The sequence below is a fragment of the Streptomyces sp. NPDC053426 genome (genome assembly GCF_055585405.1).
The window spans coordinates 278393-295715 of the sequence record NZ_JBVJKE010000006.1 but is presented as its reverse complement, the minus strand read 5'-3'; the positions used below and the strand labels follow the sequence as shown (position 1 = coordinate 295715).

12 protein-coding genes are annotated in these 17323 nt (G+C 69.3%); 5 read left to right on the top strand and 7 right to left on the bottom strand.

Going from position 1 to position 17323, the window contains the following annotated elements; genetic code table 11:
• The first annotated feature begins 251 nt into the window (after positions 1-251).
• From ACZ62B_RS15095 to ACZ62B_RS15085, 3 genes are all read left to right on the top strand, one after another.
• Positions 252-851: a dihydrofolate reductase family protein gene (locus tag ACZ62B_RS15095; protein ID WP_469690607.1), complete on the top strand. Its 600-nt coding sequence runs from the start codon at positions 252-254 to the stop codon at positions 849-851.
• The gene (locus ACZ62B_RS15090) at positions 848-1261 is read left to right on the top strand and encodes a VOC family protein (RefSeq protein WP_469690605.1); all 414 of its coding nucleotides are present in this window, start codon (positions 848-850) and stop codon (positions 1259-1261) included. The genes ACZ62B_RS15095 and ACZ62B_RS15090 overlap by 4 nt, the downstream gene beginning before the upstream one ends.
• A gap of 190 nt (positions 1262-1451) precedes the next feature.
• On the top strand, positions 1452-2294 hold the full coding sequence (locus ACZ62B_RS15085; RefSeq protein WP_469690603.1) for an aminoglycoside phosphotransferase family protein: 843 nt from the start codon (positions 1452-1454) through the stop codon (positions 2292-2294).
• 95 nt (positions 2295-2389) lie between these two features.
• Here the strand turns inward: ACZ62B_RS15085 and ACZ62B_RS15080 are convergent, their stop codons facing one another.
• Complete coding sequence (locus ACZ62B_RS15080) at positions 2390-2836, bottom strand: ester cyclase (RefSeq protein WP_469690601.1); 447 nt, start codon at positions 2834-2836, stop codon at positions 2390-2392.
• Between the two features lie 120 nt (positions 2837-2956).
• Between ACZ62B_RS15080 and ACZ62B_RS15075 the strand changes: the two genes are divergently transcribed.
• Positions 2957-3439 carry a DUF7919 family protein gene (locus tag ACZ62B_RS15075; RefSeq protein WP_469690599.1) on the top strand — a complete coding sequence of 161 codons (483 nt, stop codon included), beginning with the start codon at positions 2957-2959 and terminating at the stop codon, positions 3437-3439.
• Between the two features lie 21 nt (positions 3440-3460).
• On the opposite strand, the gene ACZ62B_RS15070 is transcribed toward ACZ62B_RS15075, so the two are convergent.
• Together ACZ62B_RS15070 and ACZ62B_RS15065 are read right to left on the bottom strand one after the other, a co-directional pair.
• Positions 3461-3673, bottom strand: coding sequence for a DUF397 domain-containing protein (locus tag ACZ62B_RS15070; protein WP_468886200.1), 213 nt, complete (start codon positions 3671-3673; stop codon positions 3461-3463).
• Complete coding sequence (locus tag ACZ62B_RS15065; protein WP_468886201.1) at positions 3670-4518, bottom strand: helix-turn-helix domain-containing protein; 849 nt, start codon at positions 4516-4518, stop codon at positions 3670-3672. Before ACZ62B_RS15065 ends, ACZ62B_RS15070 begins: the two co-directional genes overlap by 4 nt.
• Positions 4519-4729: 211 nt before the next feature.
• On the opposite strand from ACZ62B_RS15065, the gene ACZ62B_RS15060 reads away from it, so the two are divergent.
• Positions 4730-5395 carry an ATP-binding protein gene (locus ACZ62B_RS15060; RefSeq protein WP_469690597.1) on the top strand — a complete coding sequence of 222 codons (666 nt, stop codon included), beginning with the start codon at positions 4730-4732 and terminating at the stop codon, positions 5393-5395.
• 8 nt (positions 5396-5403) lie between these two features.
• Here ACZ62B_RS15060 and drmB read toward each other — a convergent pair whose 3' ends face one another.
• From drmB to ACZ62B_RS15040, 4 genes are read right to left on the bottom strand one after another with little or no spacing between them, the layout of a single operon-like run.
• Complete coding sequence (gene drmB / locus ACZ62B_RS15055; protein ID WP_469690595.1) at positions 5404-7272, bottom strand: DrmB family protein; 1869 nt, start codon at positions 7270-7272, stop codon at positions 5404-5406.
• The gene (locus ACZ62B_RS15050; RefSeq protein ID WP_469690593.1) at positions 7269-10514 is read right to left on the bottom strand and encodes a helicase-related protein; all 3246 of its coding nucleotides are present in this window, start codon (positions 10512-10514) and stop codon (positions 7269-7271) included. The genes drmB and ACZ62B_RS15050 overlap by 4 nt, the downstream gene beginning before the upstream one ends.
• Positions 10511-12415, bottom strand: coding sequence for a UvrD-helicase domain-containing protein (locus ACZ62B_RS15045; protein ID WP_469690591.1), 1905 nt, complete (start codon positions 12413-12415; stop codon positions 10511-10513). Before ACZ62B_RS15045 ends, ACZ62B_RS15050 begins: the two co-directional genes overlap by 4 nt.
• Positions 12412-17178 carry a DEAD/DEAH box helicase gene (locus ACZ62B_RS15040; RefSeq protein WP_469690589.1) on the bottom strand — a complete coding sequence of 1589 codons (4767 nt, stop codon included), beginning with the start codon at positions 17176-17178 and terminating at the stop codon, positions 12412-12414. Before ACZ62B_RS15040 ends, ACZ62B_RS15045 begins: the two co-directional genes overlap by 4 nt.
• Positions 17179-17323 lie beyond the last annotated feature (145 nt).

Here is a 17323-nt window from a genome sequence, read left to right as displayed (position 1 = left end):
CGAGTCCGACGGAAAGACCGTTCACCGGGTGGACGCCGGAGCGGTCCGGCACGGGGAAGGCGACGGCCGGCTGACGCAGCCGCTCGCTGTCGGTGACGATGCGCTGCGAGACGCCCCGGGCCCCGCTGATCGGCTGCTCTTGATCTGCTCCCGGCCAGGGCGATGAGTTTGCCCGCCGCTCGGAGTCTTCCTCTTGACATTCCCGTCCATACAGGACGAGAAGCGAAGCATTCCCACGCTATGGAGCAGAGATGGCGGCCAAGAAGAGCAATCCGATTCGGCTGTACATGTCGATGTCGCTCGACGGCTACATCGCCGGTCCGGACGATCGCCCCGGCCAGGAGCTCGGACGCGCCGGGGGACGTCTCTTCAACTGGCTCGACGACCGGGAATCCGACGGTCCCAGCGGACAGGTCCATCGCGAGGCGCTGGCGACCGGCGCGGTGATCTCCGGCCGTCGGACCTTCGAACTCGCCGGGCGCTGGCAGGGCGACCACCACGCCGGCGTACCGATCCTCGTCCTCACCCACCACGTGGACGACGGGGACGTGCCACCCGGCCATGCGCGATTCGTCACCGACGTCGACGACTGCGCCCGTCAGGCCCGCGAGGCCGCCGGGGACCGGCCGGTCATGGTCCACGGGGCGGGCGCGGCCCGAGCGCTCCTCCGAGCCGGACAGATGGACGAGATGGAGATCCACCTGGTCCAGGTCCTCCTGGGGGACGGCCGACGCCTGTTCGATCACCTGGGTGGTGATCACATCGAACTGGACCTCGTCCGACGGCTCGACGACCGGGACGTGACGCACCTCCGCTACCGGGTACGCCGACCCGAGGAGAAAACCCCGTGAAGACGCTCTTCGTCTCCTACCGCGTCACCGACCTGACCCGCTCGCTCGACTTCTACACCGCCCTGGGCTACGTCGAACTGGGCAGGGTCGACATCGGCGACGGGAGTCACCTCGTGATCCTCCATTTCCCCGGCGAACCGGCGGCCTCGCTCGAACTGGTCCACCGCCCCGCGGACGGACGCGTAGACGTGGGCAGCGGCTTCGACCACCTCGCGATCCAAGTGGACGCGCTGGCCGCCACCCTGGACCGGCTGACCGGCGCCGGCCTGGACCCGGGACCCGTCCAGTACCCGGGCGGCCCCCACGGCCCGAAGACGTCGTGGCTGACGGACCCGGACGGCTACCGGATCGAACTGGTGGAATGGCCGCCTGGACACCCCGACGGCATCACCGCCACGGACTTCTCCTGAGTGCCGGCGGTGACCACCCTGCCGGCACGAGCACGCCCGCATCCGATGCCCCGTGCTCCCCGTCGGCCAAAAGATGTTGCCCGGGCCGGCCGCGTTGGAGAAGGATCCCCTGCTGAGGACGCAGAGGACCCACACCCGGTCACCCGTCACCCCGGACAGGTACGTGTACCCGGCGATGAGAGAGGACGGGATGGAGCCATCGGAACTCCAGCGGGCAGTCGAGGCGGCACGGGCGACCGCTTCGGAGCTGGGCCTTCGGGTCGACGAAGTCGTCGTCATCCACGACTCGGACCGCGTCGCACTGCGCCTGGTCCCCTGCGACGTCCTGGCTCGGGTCGCACCGTCGGGACAACTGGCCGATTCCGAGTTCGAAGTGGAGGTCGCTCGCCGTCTCACCGACACCGGCGCTCCGGTGGCTGAGCTCGACCCGCGGGCCGCCCCCCAAGTCCATGTGCGTGACGCCTTCGCGATCTCACTCTGGACCTACTACGAACCCGTGGGATCAGAGATCGCGCCGGCCGACTACGCGGACGCGTTCGTACGGCACCACGCCGCCCTGCGCCGGACCGACCTCGACGCACCGCATTTCACCGATCGAGTCGCCGCGGCACTGAGAGAGGTGAACGACCGGGAGCGGTCCCCCGACCTGCCCGACCCCGACCGGGAACTCCTCGTCGACACCCTCACCGACCTGAGCGCCGCGATCAGCTCCGACACAACCGACGACCAGCTGCTGCACGGCGAACCGCACCCGGGCAACCTCCTGAACACAAGGCGAGGCCCGCTCTTCGTGGACCTCGCCACCTGCTGCCGCGGACCGGTCGAGTTCGACCTCGCCCATGCGCCCGAAGAAGTGGGAGCACACTACGCGGGAGCCGACCACGACCTGATCCACCGGTGCCGCGCCCTGAACTGGGCGATGTTCTCGGCCTGGCGCTGGCGCCGAGACGACCAGATGCCTGACCGGGCCCACTGGAGAGTCCAGGGGCTCAGCCACGTCCGCGCCGCCCTTGATCGCTGCGGCCCGGACTGAACCCGAGACGGAGGGACTGCCGGCCGGACCCGCCCCGGTGCCGGGTGCCGGACTTCCCCGCCCGGAGCGGAGCCCTGACACGGGACGATCCCGGCTCATGAGCCCCGCCAGGACGGGAGGGCGCCGAGCTGACGCAGCAGCGAGAGGACGTCCACGACACCCCGCACCTCGGCGATCCGCCCGCCCGTGAAGCGGAAGATGAAGATCTCGCTGTAGGAGACGGTCTTCCCGGTGGGCGGCACACCCTGGTACTCGCCCCGATGGGTTCCGGTCACCGTGTTCCTGACGGCGGTCCTGTCTCCCTCCGAGATCGTCTCCTCGGCGGTGACGCGGATGTCGGGGAACGCCCGCAGAAGCACTTCCCACACCCGCTTCAAGGCCTCCGCACCCGTCAGCCCCATCGGCACCGGCGCGTGGAAGAGCAGGTCCGGCGCGACGAGATCGTCGATGGCCTTCGAGATGACCTCCGGATCGCCGCTGTTCACGGCGGAGTGGAAGCGCTGGAGCGTCGCTGCGTTGCTCGTGGTCCCGGCTGCCGACACGTGCTCTCTCCTCTGCGTCCGTACGGGGTGTCCCAGCAATACGACGACACGGCCGCCGGGAATGTGACACGACACCCGGCCAGGGCGTCGTGACCGCCACCGTGAGGCGATGATGTGCGGGTGTTCCACGAGGACCTCAGCGAGTACGACCACCTGGACGACGACACCTTCACGGACCCGGAGTCGGGCTTCTACGGGACCTGGTACCGCCCCGCGTACACCCGCCTGAACGTCGGCTGGCTGGAGGCCAGCGAGCCGTACCCGACGGGCCCGGTCCCCGACGGGTTCGTGGAGAAGCTGAAGGCCGTCCAGCGGGTCCAGTGGATGAACGTCTGCCTGGGCGTGCACGAGTGCGACCTGTGCCCGGCGGGGGACGAGCCGCCCCCGGAGGGCAACGGGGAGCTACGCATCCCGGGCGAGCCCGGCATCGCCTACGCCGCCCCGTCCCTCATCACGCACTACGTCACCGCCCACGGCTACCGCCCGCCCCGGGCCTTCATCGACGCCGTCCTCGCGGTCGACGCCGACGCGTGGGCCTCCGTACGGTGGCCCGACGTGCCGTTTCCCTGGGTTCCTGGGGACGCGGAGCGCATGCTGGAGTAGATGCCGGGGCGCCGCCGGCGATCAGTGCGACCAAGGGCCGCCTTTGAGGGCTTGGACGAAGGAATTCCAGGCGTGCTGCTTCACAGCGACCACAGCAGCTCCCGTGTTCTTGGAGTCGCGTACGAGTGCGCGGTCCTGGACCATCGCGCACTCGACGCACTCGCCTCCCGCGCCGTTGCTGTACGACGACGTGAACCACATCGGGGGAGCCCCCATGGGCTCGGTGGCGTTCACCTTGAGTGCTCCTTGACGACGGACTCGATCAGCTGGGCGGAGCGTTGAGGGCTCAGGGCCGCGGCGCGCAGGCCGTCGAACGCTCGCGTGTACTCCCGTACATGATGCTCGCCCTCCAGGTAGACCGCGTCCGTGATCCCGTCGCGGTACACCAGATCCGGGTCTTCCGGGGCGGGGAAACCCAGCATGGTGAAGGAACCCGTCACCGGGTAGGTGCCGGAGTCGAAGGTGAGGACCTGCAGGGTCACGCTCGGCAGCTCGGTCGTCTCCAGTATCCGCTCGAGCTGTTCCCGCATGATCTCCCGGTCACCGATCACGTTGCGCACAGCGCCCTCGTGCACGATGAACCAGGCGTCGGGGGAATCCGGCCGAGCCAGCATCTCCTGGCGTTCCAGCCGTACGCGGACGGCCCGGTCGATGTCCTCGGCCGACATGTGCGCGCCCGTCGTGTGCAGCTCGCGGGCATAAGCCTTGGTCTGCATGAGGCCCGGCAGCACCTCGCACTGGTACTGGCGGAGCGTGGAGGCGTCCTGCTCCAGGCCGATGTAGATGTTGAACCACTCGGGCACACCCGCACCGTGGACCTGCCACCAACCACGCGTCTTCGCCTGTCGTGCCAGTGACTTGAGGAACTCACGCAGCTCGTCACTCGTGTCGTAGAACCGGCACAGCGCGTCGATGTCGGACGGTTGGACCCTGCCGCTGCCCGTCTCCATGCGGTTGACCTTGGATCCGCTCCAGTCCAGCGCCTCGCCGACCTGAGCGCAGGTCAGTGCGCTCTTCTCCCGGAGCTTCTTCAGCTCGATCGACAGACGCCGTCGGCGTGCCGTCGGTGAACCGGCCATCTCGATCCTCTCAAACCCCGGGCTCGTAACGAGTGTTCAGTCTCGTGCCAAGAGTGCGGCTTGCCAATCACACGGAAGTGGGAATCCCGCCGTGCACATTGCACAACGGGATACGCCGACTCCATGCTGAACACCGGCGAGAGACGCAGAGTGATGACTCGTGACGCTCCGCTGGTGAACGGCAGGTGTGAACACAGATGGGAGAGCCCTCTTGATCCAGGAAGCGTGCCCGACGCGAAAGCCGTGGAGCGTGGAGTTCACCGCCCACCCCGAGGAGGTGGCCGCACTGAGGCGCGTCGTACGTCTCTGTCTGGCGGCCTGGAACCTGCACGGGCTCGTCGACGCGGCCCAACTGTGCGTCAGCGAGCTGGTGTCCAACGTCGTCACCCACGTCGGCCTCGGCACGCCGGGCTCGCTCGCGGTCTCGGTGGACGGCGCGTACCTGCGCATCGAGGTCCACGACCCCGACACCCGGGCCCTGCCTACCCTCGTCGCCGCCGACATCGAGGCCGAGGGCGGGCGGGGCATGGCACTCGTCGAGGCCCTCACCGACCGCTGGGGCGTCCAACTCCACGAGGACCACAAGGTGACGTGGTGCGAACTGGCCACCGGGCTCACGCCACCGGCCGACCACACGGTGGACCCGTCGGTGACACGCGCCGAGGCACTGCTGGACATGTACGCGACGCTGAGGCCGCCGACCTGCCGCTACGAACCCGGGCTCGGCAGGGTGGGCCGGACGGTGGCGGAGGAGGCCGTGATCGACGTCATCACGGACTTCCTCCGCTGGCTGCGGGCCCACGGGTGCGACGCGGACGAGGTGCTCGATCGCGCGCAGAGCCGTTACGAGGCTGTCCTGTCGGTGAGCGGGCGGTGAGGCTTGCTTCAGCCCGTCAGTACCTGCCGGAAGAATCCCACCGAGGGATCCTCCAGAGCGCCTACCAGCAGGGCGCGGTCGAGCAGGATGTTGTTGTGCTCGCAACTCGTCTCCGGGAGCATCACGCAGGCGTGACAGGCAGCGAGATTCGTCCCGGTCGAGCCAGCCACCTCGGCCTCCATGCAGAGTGGGTCGGAGGAGCACCACTCGGCCCGGCGGATCGCTGAACGCACCGTACGGTCGAGAACTTCCGGTTCGCCTTGAGCGACGAGACCGCCGAGGCTGCCCGCCGAGTCGCTCGTCGCCGTGTAGATGAGCACCCCGGCCATGTCATCCGCTGCGTACAGGCGCTCGCGCAAGGAGGCGGACGGGTAGCCCGACTCCAGGCTCCACTCGTTGACGAGGACATGGGCCAAGGTGTGCAACAGCACCATGCGAGGCGTCGCCGGAGACGCCACGGCCTGACTCGGGTCGTCGGCCCGCTGCTCGAGCACCCGCTGGTGAGCGGTACGCATGCGTTCGACCCGGGCCGCCACGGCCGGCGCCTTCTCCCAGGCGTCCAGACGGTCTTCGTCCAGACGCAGGAAGACCCCCTCGCCCTGGACCTCCATGGCCGGCAGCCAACGCAGGGGCTTCTCGGAGAGCGACATCTCCTTCGCATCGGTCGTCGACTCGGCGTCGACGAGGCGGGTGAACGCCTTCAAGGCCCGCACCTCGCGAAGCTTCTTCACCAGCATCGGACCGGTGATCCCGAGCGGCTGGAGCACGCTCGGGTCACCGAGCGGCGTCTCGCAGACGAACTGCTCGTCACGGGACTGCTCGCTCTCGTCGTTGCCCGAGCGCAGACGCTCGTACTCCTTGTTGCGGAGGGCGCGATAGCGGTGGTCGAAGCTGGACGCCTTGTCGTCCTCCGGGTCCTCCTCGCGTTCCGCGTCGAGCAGGGCCATGACCTCGTCCAGCGGGACCGGGCAGTTGCCCCGGAACGCTCCCTGGAGGTAGATCCGGATGTGCTCACGGTCGTCGAACTGGCGCAGTGCGGCCCAGTGCTCCGCGAGTGGATCGGCACGGCTGTTGCTCCACGGAGGGATGGAGAGCGCCGACTTCAGCACCGGCTGCCACACCGACGAGGAACCGCGCTGCAGGGTGCGCAGCGGGAGCCCGCACCCCGCCGGGTCCGTCGCGGAGGAGCCGAGCCACGGGCGGGCGCCTCGGCAGGTGAGGCGCAGGTCCTTCAGCGCGTTCCTGCGGAAGGAACCCTCCATCGAGACCTCGGGCACCTGACCACAGGTGCAGGAGATGACGATCGAGCGGAGCGAGGAGGTGCGTCCGGTCGTACGCATCCTGAGCTCGCCGCCGCACTTGCCGATCCTCGCGGAGTCACGGTCGGGCGAGCGGTGCACCCACTGCCAGTAGGGGAACTCGTCGAGGTGCCCGGCCTCGCAGGCGACGACGAAGCGGGAGGGGACGAGGTCCACCTCGCACGTGCCGCAGACGCTTCGACCGGCCGGCGGGGAGAAGTCACGGTGGGGCTGCAGGTCGTTGCACTCCGGACACGAGTGCATCAAGGGGAAGCGGCGGACCCGAAGGCCGTCCTTGCTGGTGTCGTCGGATGCCGGCGGCAGCCGGAAGAAGTCGACGTCGAGCAGCCGGGCCAGCCGCCGCTCATGGACGACGGGCGACTCGTCCCTGCGCCAGGTGCGGTCGGCCTCGTCCAGGCCCGAGACGACGAAGGACTCGTGGTCGACGGCGATGAGCGACCCGACACCGTACGTGCTGATCGCCTGGGCCCGGCGGACCGTGCCGCGACGGGGCAGGTTGTGGGCCGGGGCGGTGCCGTTCGCCGCGGTCCGACGGCGGCGGGCGGGAGGCGGGGTCATCGGTTTCCCTCCAGGAACAGGGCGGACTCGGCGTCGACGTCACGCAGGCTCCACAGGGTGGGCCACGCCTCGCGGTCCTCGGACTCGTCGTCGTACGACTTCAGGATCGAAGGGGCACGGCTGCCCCGCTTCGGCTCGAAGAGCAAATCGCCGTGAATGTCGGCCTCCTGGCACCACCAATCGACGAACTTGTCGAAGCCCTGCTCCACGGCATCGGCCTCCGAGGGAGTGACCGCGAGGACACGGTCTAGGAGCAGGGACCTGATGCGGCCCCGAAGGGTGTGCTCGTAGGACTCGACCTGACCGGCGCCGGTGTTCGGGCGGGCGGCAGGGATCAGGATGCGGGCGAGAGCGACGATCACCGCGTGCAGTCCACGTTCACGCGCGCGGGCGGAGAACGGGGTCACGGACGTGGACTCGACCTCGCGGTAGAGGGCCGAGTGGTAATGCTGGAAGTTCTCGTAGTGCGAGCGGTCCCGAGCTCGTGCCGAGTTGAGCATGACCGCGACCAGGCCGGGATGGGCGCGTCCGACGCGGCTCGTGGCCTGGATGTACTCGGCGGTCGTCTGCGGTTGGCCCATCACGGCCATCAGTCCGAGACGGTCCACGTCCACACCCACCGCGATCATGTTCGTGGCGAGCAGGACGTCCACGGTGTCCTCGTCCGGGAGCCTCTTCTCGATGCCCTTGAGGCGCGTGGGAATCTCGCTGGCGTCGATCCGGCTGGTCAGCTCCGAGTAGTTGGCCACCGAGCGCACCGCCACGCCCTCGCGGTCGGCGAGCAGCTCCAGGTACGCCACCACGTCGTCGTGGACCTGGAGTTCGGCCGCGGAGAGCAGCCGCAGGCTGTTGAAGTAGCCGATGAGACTCCAGTAGGCGTCTCGCACCTTGTCGTCGGTGTCCGCGTGCATGGCCCGGTGCAGCAACGTCGCGTACGTGCGGATCAACAGCGTGGACTGACTGGTGCCGGGAGCCAGGAGGCCGACGTAGCGGCGGCTCGCCTTTTCCTCGCTCGGGGTCTCCACGGCGAACCACGAGTCGCGGGAGTCCAGGCCGGCGGGCGGGAACTGCCGCACATCGCGGGCGAAGAGGTGGCGGCCCTGGTCGGCGGCGCGGCGGATGGTCGCCGTGGAGGCGATCACCTTGGGCCGGTCGGCCAGCGCGTCGACAGCGGTCTCGTAGAGGCCGGTGAGAGTGCCCAAGGGGCCGGAGATCAGGTGGAGTTCGTCCTGGACGATCAGCTCCGGAGGAGGGGTGCCGTCGGTCGGGTCGTCCAGGTTGAACAGTGCGGAGGTCGCGGGACGCCACGGCATCGAGGCGAACTTGTCGACGGTGGCGATCACCAGCGTCGGACGCGCGTCGTACACCGCCTCGTCGATCAGGTGGACGGGAAGGCCGCCGGAGAAGTCGCAGTCCGCGCCGGAGCAGCGGATGTACATCCGCTTGGCGTCCTCGTCGGCCTCGTAGTCCCGGGCGTCGAGCCGGGTCCCGCACCAGGGGCAGGCGTGCAACTGGACGGGGTTCTCGGTGGCGAGACGCTTGTCGAGGTCGGCGCGCAACTCGTCGAGCCTGGCGGCGGTCTCGGCCAGCGTGTTGGGGGTGGCCGAGCGTCCCACCCACATGCCGACGGAGAACGGCTCGTCGCCCAGTCCGGGAGTGCGGCGCCTCATGTGTTCCATGGCGCAGAGCAGGATCGCCGCACGTTCGAACTGCTGCAGAGTGAGCAGTCGCAGCGTGTAGCGCATGAGGACGGTGACACCGCCGCCGTTCGCGCCCTTGCGGATGCGGCGCAAGAAGGACGTCAGGGCGATCAGACCGAGGTAGGCCTCGGTCTTGCCACCACCGGTCGGGAACCAGAGCAGGTCGGAGATCTTCCGATCGTCGTGCCTCGGGTCGTCGATGCCGGCCATGCAGAGCAGGAGGAAGGCGATCTGGAAGGGACGCCAGCGGCCGGCGGTCGGATCCGGGCTGCCGACACGTCCGCTCTTCACCCAGGCGCTGCGGGCGCGCTGGTCGGCCATGGCACGGTTGGCGAGCCGGAACGCCCGCATCAGGTCGGGCTTGGTCCGCAGCAACTCGATGCCCTCGCGGATCCGGCCGAGCGCCTCACGACAGGCGTCGACCTGGTCCCGCGCGGGCTGCTCGTGGGGGCCGCCCGCCAGCGCGTCGGCTTCGTTCGACTTGCGCGCGATCCAGTCCTCGTAGCCCGTGGCCAGTGCCTCCAGGGCGGCCAGCACCTCGGCATCGGGCTTCTCGGCCAGCCCCAGCATCGACAACGACGAGCTGTCGATCTCCGGATTGGAGTCGGTCAGCAGCACCTCCACGCTGGGTACGAACTCGCTGCGTACCTCGGGGACGGCGGCCTTGCGGGTGTCGGTCATGCCGATCGGCGACGGAACCCAGTCCCAGGCGGCGGCACAGCCGTGGCCGATGGCGAAGGTCGGGGCATGGCGGTGCAGCAGCCGGCTGGTGGCGATCTCCGGGTCGTGTGCGGCGTCCGGGGCGGGGCGCTCGACGAAGGCGCTGGAGCCGTCGGCGGCCCAGACCATCAGGCCGCACTGGAACAGGGCGAAGGCGTCCTGGAGGTCCCGCTCGCCGACCTTCTGCCTGTTGATCAACGTGACCGTGACGGTGACCGTGCCGGTGACCGGATCGGGTCGCCGGACGATGATGTGCAGGGCGACCTTGTCCGGGACGAGGTCGATCAGCTCGCCCGGGGTGGGGGAGGTCACGTCGATGGTCTTCTCGGGAAGCTGGAGTTCCTTGCGCCGCCACCACTCCCGCTGCTCCGCGACGGTCCGGGCCTCGGCGCGGCGGGCCGGGACCGGGTTGCCGTCCGCGTCGGTGGGCTCGTAGACCGCCGCGCTCGTCGAGACCACGATCGTGTCGCTTATGACCGGGTCGACCGCGAAGGTCAGGCCCATGGAGGACGGGCGCTTGTCGCCCGAGGCACCGGCTTCCTGCGCGGCGCCGGCCTCCTCGGCGTCCTCCCGGGCGAGTACGGGCGCGGCGTCCAGGCCGTCCTGCTCGGCGGCGTTCTCGGCCCTCCGCTCCCTTGAGGCGCGGGGATAGAGCACCCCGGTCAGGTAACGGTCGATCGGTGCGTCGTGAGGGAGCACCTCGGCTCGGTCCTCCGGCTCGGATTCCTCGGTGGGACCGAAGAGTTCCCTGCGCAACCCCGCAAGGAGCTCCTCGTCCCGCACCCGATAGTGCTCGGAGTGCCGACCTGCCACGTACGTCATGCGCCCTGCTCCTCTTCGTTGTCAGCCCGTCGAAACATGCCGATGCCGGTGATTCGCGGCACGATCCACACACCTCGGTCGCCCAGGCCGGCGTTGGCGCCGGCCGCGACGCTGCCTGTCACCGTCTCCAAGGTGTCGATCCGCAGACCATGGATCTCGTCGGGCCACCACGGGTCCCAGGTCCGGTTCACCTTCTGCACGCGGAACAGCTCCTGCCGGAACCGCTCCGAGGCCTCGCCTATCTCCCGTCCCCGGTGCAGCAGGGCGTACGGAGGACTCTGGTCCTCGCCCGTCGGCAGATCGTGGCGCTTGCGCAGCAGCACTTCCTGACCAGGATCTACCTCCTGCAGGAGGTAGGTCTGGGTCGCCACGGCGTCGGTCGTGCGGCCGGGCGGGTTGTCCCGGCAGACATCACCGGCCTCTGCCACCACGCCGAACCTGTCGTACGACCGCCACCCGCCGACGAACCGCCGACCGTTCTTGCGGTTCCCCGCCCTCTTGATGATCGGCAAGTCGGGGGAATGGACGTGGTAGAGGTCTTGTCGGGCGCGAGTCATCGCCACGTACAGGGCGCGGGCCTCCGCGGGGAGGTCCGCCTCGGTGCCGTACTGCTTGTGGAGTTCTGCGACGGTCGGCGGAGTCAGGAGGATCACCCGGTCGAACTCCAGCCCCTTGGCCCGGTGCACGGTGGAAACGACGATCCGCGCGGTCTCCGGGTCGGCCGCCTCGTCGGGGAAGCGACCGTCTGCGACCAGGCGGCGCAACCGGTCCAGATCGAGCGCGGTGCGCCCGGGGGAACGGGTCGCGCGTCGCAGCACCGTCCACAGGGCGCCCGCGTTCGGTTCGTGGGGCAGCGGGATCTGTTCCAGCAACGAGCGGAACCGCTCCTCGGAGAGGCCGGTCGCCTCGGTACGACGCAGCAGCTCGGCCACCCAGAAGGGCACCGGCCGCTCCTCGAGAGGGCGGCGCAACCGGTGTCCGATGCCGTTCTCGTGGAGCAGCCGGGAGACCACCAGGGCCTGCCGGTTGTCGCGGGTGAGGATGGCGCAGGTCTCGTCGAGATCCCGCAGCCCCTGCAACATGTACTCGTCGGTGAGGTCGCCCAGGGCGTTCACCGGGTCCAGGAGGAGGTCGCGCAGTTCCTCGTAGAGTGTGGCGGCCTTGTCCGTGTCCCGGACCCGCTGAAGCCGGGGGCCGTGCGGCAGCGCGATCCGTGCCTCCGGGGTGACGGCCCGGAAGTTCTCGGTGAGACGGAGTTCCACCAGCTCGTCGGGGTACGAACGGCGCAGCCACTCGAAGAACCGGCCGGTCTCGTCATTGCGTTCGGCCGGGTCCTCGATCTGGAAGCCGTACACGGACTGGGCGGCGTCACCGACCACGGTGAAACCGCAGGTTTCCTGGTAGCGGTCGAGCAGGGCCTCCACCAGTTCACGGCGGTCGCCCAGCAGGTCCTGCACCTCATCGATCACCACATGGGAGGGCGGGACCGAGTCGCCGGCCTCCAGCGCGCCCTCTTCGACGGCTTCGGTCGCGGCTTTGATCCGCTCGTCGAAGGAGGTCGTGGCCCAGTCACGGTCCGGGTACGCCTGGAGGAGCACCCCGTACGCCCAGGCGTCGAAGGTCTGGGCGCGCACCCGGCGGGCCCGGTCCCCGTGCCGGGTGATGCGCTCGCGCAACTCGCGGGCGGCTGCTCGCGAGAACGTGAGCACGAGGATGTCGGTGGCCTCCAGCGCCTCCTCCGGGTCTTCGTGGCCGCACAGCGCGTCGAGCCGACGCACCAGTGTGTGCGTCTTCCCTGCGCCGGCCCCGGCGGTGACCAGGACCCGTGCGTCCCAGGGCTGCTCGACGACGTCCCGCTGCTCGGCGGTGAGCGGTGGACTGTCGAGGTAGACGTCGGTCACGTACGGCTCCAGAGGTGCTCGAACTGGGTGAAGGCCAGCGAGGTGTCGAAGTTGGCGATGTTGTCGTCGACGTTGAGGATCAGGCAGGTGTCCTTGCCGCCGTTCTTGGGGCCGCGCAGGCCGCGGCCGATCATCTGCTGGTACACGTTGGTGCTGTAGACCGGCCGTGCCACCACCACGACCCGGGTCGCGGGCGCGTCGAACCCCTGGGTGAGGACTCCGTAGTTGGTGAGTACACGGATGCGTCCGTTCCTGAAGTTCTCGATCCGCGTCCGACGGTCCTGCGTACTGGTCGTCGAATCCACGGCGGCGGACCGGACACCGCGGTCGTTGAGCATGGCCGCCAGGTACTTGGCGTGGTCGACTGAGGTGGCGAAGAGCAACGTCGGCCAGTCCGACGGAAGGTCGGTTACCGATTCGACGATGCGTAGACTCCGCTCGTGGTCGTCGGCGAGTCGCTGCTCGGCGGCACGGGACAGCATCGCCATGCGCTCGGCGTGGGTCTTCTCGTCCTGGTCCAGCACGATCCGACCGCCCTCCAGGGTGCGGTGCTCGACCTGGGCGAGCATGCCCCACTCCTGCAGGTCGCGGTACGGGTCGCCGGACGGGAACACGCCCTCGTCGAGCCGTCGGTTGCCGAAGCGGGTGATCAGCCGACGGGTCTCGTCCTCGTTGGTGTTGCGGAACGGGGTGGCGGTCAGGCCGAGCAGATGCCGGCGTGTCTCGTACTGGGTCAGGCCCAACAGGCCGAGAACCTCCGTGTACCGCTTGGAGATGGCGGTGTGCGCCTCGTCCACGATCACGAGCGCGGGCTCACGCAACCACGCGTACTGGTCGGTGCCCAGGCATCGCTGCAGCTTCGCGTCGGTGGCGACCACCAGGTGGGGGTGATCGACGACATTACCGACTTCGTTGCTGCTCCACAGTCGGCTGATGGTCAGCGGCCGCTCGGCACCGACCTTGCTCCAGACGAACTTCCAACTCTGTACAGCCTGTTCGCACAGCTCCTCGGTCTGCGCGATCCACAGCAGGGGGCCCTTGAGATCGCCGACTCGCTTCACCCAGCGGATCACGGCCTCGGCGGTGACCCGCGTCTTGCCGGCGCCGGTGGGCAGGGACAGCATGCCGCGCTGCGGGGCGAGCCGATCGAGCAGGGTGGAGATGTTCCGGACCAGGTCCTCCTGGTAGTCGTGGAGCCTGGGGAAGTCCCGGGGCCCCTCGATCGTCTCGTAGGAAGGCGGCGACGGAGTCCTGGAGCCGGCGAACGTCACCGGCAGGCGCAGGTCGGAGACGAACGCGATGGCGGCCGACGAACCCCCATAGGCTACCGGGGCATTGGGGAAACGGGACTGGATGTCCCGGGCGTGCTGCTGGAGCACCCCGTCGCCGTGCGCGTTGAACGCCATCTGCGCGATCCGACGCCCGGACGGCTCCACGCCACCGGTCGCCTGCAGCTCGGCGTCCATCAGCCCTTCGGGCAGACCGGCCCTGAGCGCCTCGGCGCCGATCAGCAGCTCGAGCTTGATCACGACGTCCTCGGCGTCGCGCACGGCCTTCTGTGCCGCCTTCAGGGCGCTGTCCTTGGCCATGCGGTCCTGGTGCTCCAGCACCGCGCGGCAGCCGGCCGCGCCCAGACCGAGACCGAGCTCGCGGTCGATCAGCCGCAGCATGGGCTCCGGCTCCCGCGGCACGCGGATCTTGACCGTGCCATCCTGGCGCACGGCGTCCAGGGGAGAGGCATGCGTGCCGTTGGGGGTACGCGTGACCTCCTCCAACTCGGTGCACCGCTGCACCGTGCTGTTCCGGTTGCCGCTGTTCAGGCGTTGTCGCAGGGCGGGGAACAGCTCGACGAGGGGCACGGGGTCCCCCTCGGGCACCTCGCGGGTCTCCCGACTGATCACGTCGGCGTAGCGGAGCATGCCCCACTTCTCGACCATCAGCTCGGCGTCCTCGGCGCTCGGCACGAGCAGGGCGGGGAGCTGCTCGGCACGCAGGGCCCGGTACTCGGCGGCGCCGACCGCGAGGGTGATCTCGTCGTCGGGACGGGTGCCCCAGGTGTCACCGATCCGACAACGGGTCAGCGAGTCCTCGGGGAAGTCCGCCCCGAACCGGGTCAGCATCACATAGGTGGCGCCGACGAAGGCGTCGTCCTCACTGCGGGACACCTCGTCGAGGAGCGTGTCCCAACGGTCGGCGGGAACCTCCTCGACGGTGATCGGCAGCCGCAGCTTGCGGGCCTTCTCGGGGGAGATGTCGGCGACCGGCAGTACATCGCGGTAGGCGGCGAGCTGGGGACCGACGGCCTCCGTCAGCGGCTTGATCCCCTGGGAGGTGGCGACCCTGCCGTACTTGCGCAGCAGCCATCGGATCGGGGACATCACCGCCTGCCGAGTGCTGGTCTGGGCGCCGAACTGCCGCGTCCAGTTGTCCACCACGGCATCGTCGGGCAGCACCTTCAGGAAGGCGGCGCGGGACTCCTCGGACAGGTCGCGGAAGAGGTGGAGGGGACCACCGATCGCGGCGCCCTCGACCTTCATCCGGTTCAGGGCGGGACGGGGTGCACGGCTGTCCAGAGAGCGCAGGTAGGAAGCGTGGACGGCTGCTCGGTACTCCTCGAACCAGGCCTCGTCGGCCTGCGGCTGCACGCCGCCGGCCGGCCGCTCCCGCAGGCCGATCAGGGAGAAGAAGGACGCGTCGTCGGAGTGGAACGTCATGTCGACGGCGACGCTCGGATCACGTTCGGCGTCGACCACGACACCGGGCAGCATGCAGTCCGCGACAGGTCGGAAACGCTTGTCGGCCGTCCGCACCCGAAGCGTCGCGCGCGGGTCGGGCACGCGCTCCAGGACCTTGTGGGCCAGCCGACGGATGCCGGCCTGACGGAACAGTTCCCAGAAGCGCTCCCAGTCGGACTCCCCGTAGTGGTCGAAGCCTTGGTCGAGGACGCTGGCGAATCGTCCCTCGACGTCGGCCTCGCGGATGCCGAGCACGTTGAGCGCCTGTGCCAGCGACGGGTCCTGGGCGAGCTCGTCGACGATGTACACCGTGGACTCGCGCAGCCCGTCCTGGTGCTCGGCCCGACGGAACACCTTGCCGTGGACCGGGGCGACCAGCCCGTGTTCCTCGGTCAGCACGACGCGGGCCTTGCGGGCCTCGGCGGCGAAGGAAGAGCCCCTTTCGATCATGTCGGCCAGGATGCGGACTGCCACCGCCGAGGCCTCAGCGGTGCCGTTCGCGACGAGGGCCTCCAACCACTCACGGACCCCGGCCCGCTCGTGTCCGGCGGCGGTGAGGATGTGCTCGACCTTGCCGGAGCGCAGGGTGTCGGCCTCCACGCTCGGGTGCAGCCAGTCCGAGGGGCGTCCAGGGCACTCGTGCCACATCCGCAGCCACCGCGTCAACTGCTTCAGGTCCTTGTCCAGCCGCGGGTGAACGCGCAGGTGCTTGGGAAGGCGCAGGACGCCGTTCTGGTCGGGCAGTGAGCGGCTCGTGGCGGTGCGAGCCCAGATCTCCCTGGTCAGGAACTCGTCGGCCCAGCTGATCGACTCCTTGACACGGCCGGGCAGCAGGGGGAGGTAAGCGGCCGGGTCCTCGGTCGGGGCCAGCCGGGGGAGGGAGTCGACGACCAGCTTCGCCGACACCCTGATCATTTCCTGGTTGAACGGGGAGGAGTCGAGCAGGTTCTGTCGGTCCTCGTTGGTCTTCCACGCCCCGTTGAGGATGCCGCTCAGCGACATCTCGTACTTGGTGGGGAAGAAGGACCAGAACTTGCCGCGACCGCGAGACCGAGGGCTGACGTACAGGCCGCTCTCCGTGTCCCGTTCCAGCGCGGGGACGGCCCAGGACAGGTCGAGCGCGACCCGGTCGTGCAGCTCTCCGGCATCCGCGCGGGCCGCAGGCCCCGGCTCGTGCGTAGTGGTGAACACGCGCCACCGCTCCGTGGAGAGAGCCTTCCCCGTGCGCTCCTCGGTCACGGTGTGCAGGTCACCGGACTGTTGGGCGGTCAGCATCCGGCGCGCCATGGGCCTGGGACGGTGATCCTCCAGCACGACCTTGGCGACGTGCGGCGAGAAGAGCTGGAACCCGACCGGGAACTCCTCGCGAGGTTCACCGTGGTCCTTGCCACGGTTGCCGTGCATGTCCTTTCCCAGCCGATCGTCGGCCTTCGGGAGCAGTGGGAGCCGGACGACCGTGGTCGCCCAGGTCAACAGCTTGTCCAGTACGGGGTCGGAAGCGCGCTCGGCCATCATGTCGAGCGGGCGGGCCATCCGCAGGACGGGGGCGTCGAACTCCGGGCCGTAGCGCTCCGTCACACCGGGCACGGCCTTGATCTGCTCGTAGGACCAGGCACGGTGGAATCCGAAACTCCCGGTACGGCTGAAGAATTCCGGAGCGTCGGTCACCACGAGGACCGACTTCACCCCGACCCCGAACCGCCCGATCTGCCCACCACGCTTTTTCGACATGCTCATTCGAAGGATGGTTTCCGCCCCTTCCGGGGTGACCGGACTTCCCTCGTTGGCGCAGTACAGGTGGGTATCCGTGAGGACAACGTGGACGCGTCCGCCGGGTTCGTTCGCGATTTCGTCGGCCGCGTTCTGTACAAGTTCGAAAAGTTGACGATCGCCGTATCCGCCCTGCGTGATACGACGCTCGCCATTGGCATGTTCGGCCACGAGGCCGGGGTCCACGGCATACGTCTGCAGGACACGGGAGGACTGTTCGAGAACGGTATCGATCACCGCTGAGGACGAGGACGGCACGCTTGCTGCTCCTGGTGTCGAAAGTGGATAGAAGTCTGGGTGGCGGGCCGGCTCGCCGGTTGGGCGCGAGCCGGCCCGCGGTTCAACGCACGCCGATGGTGGACGCGTTCGGCGGACGGCCGATGACGCCGAGTTCATGCGGGTG

Coding starts and splice junctions, on each gene's coding strand:
- ACZ62B_RS15095 (WP_469690607.1), top strand. CDS start 252: ATGGCGGCCAAGAAGAGCAATCCGATTCGGCTGTACATGTCGATGTCG.
- ACZ62B_RS15085 (WP_469690603.1), top strand. CDS start 1,452: ATGGAGCCATCGGAACTCCAGCGGGCAGTCGAGGCGGCACGGGCGACC.
- ACZ62B_RS15065 (WP_468886201.1), bottom strand. CDS start 4,518: ATGGCCGGTTCACCGACGGCACGCCGACGGCGTCTGTCGATCGAGCTG.
- drmB (WP_469690595.1), bottom strand. CDS start 7,272: ATGACCCCGCCTCCCGCCCGCCGCCGTCGGACCGCGGCGAACGGCACC.
- ACZ62B_RS15050 (WP_469690593.1), bottom strand. CDS start 10,514: ATGACGTACGTGGCAGGTCGGCACTCCGAGCACTATCGGGTGCGGGAC.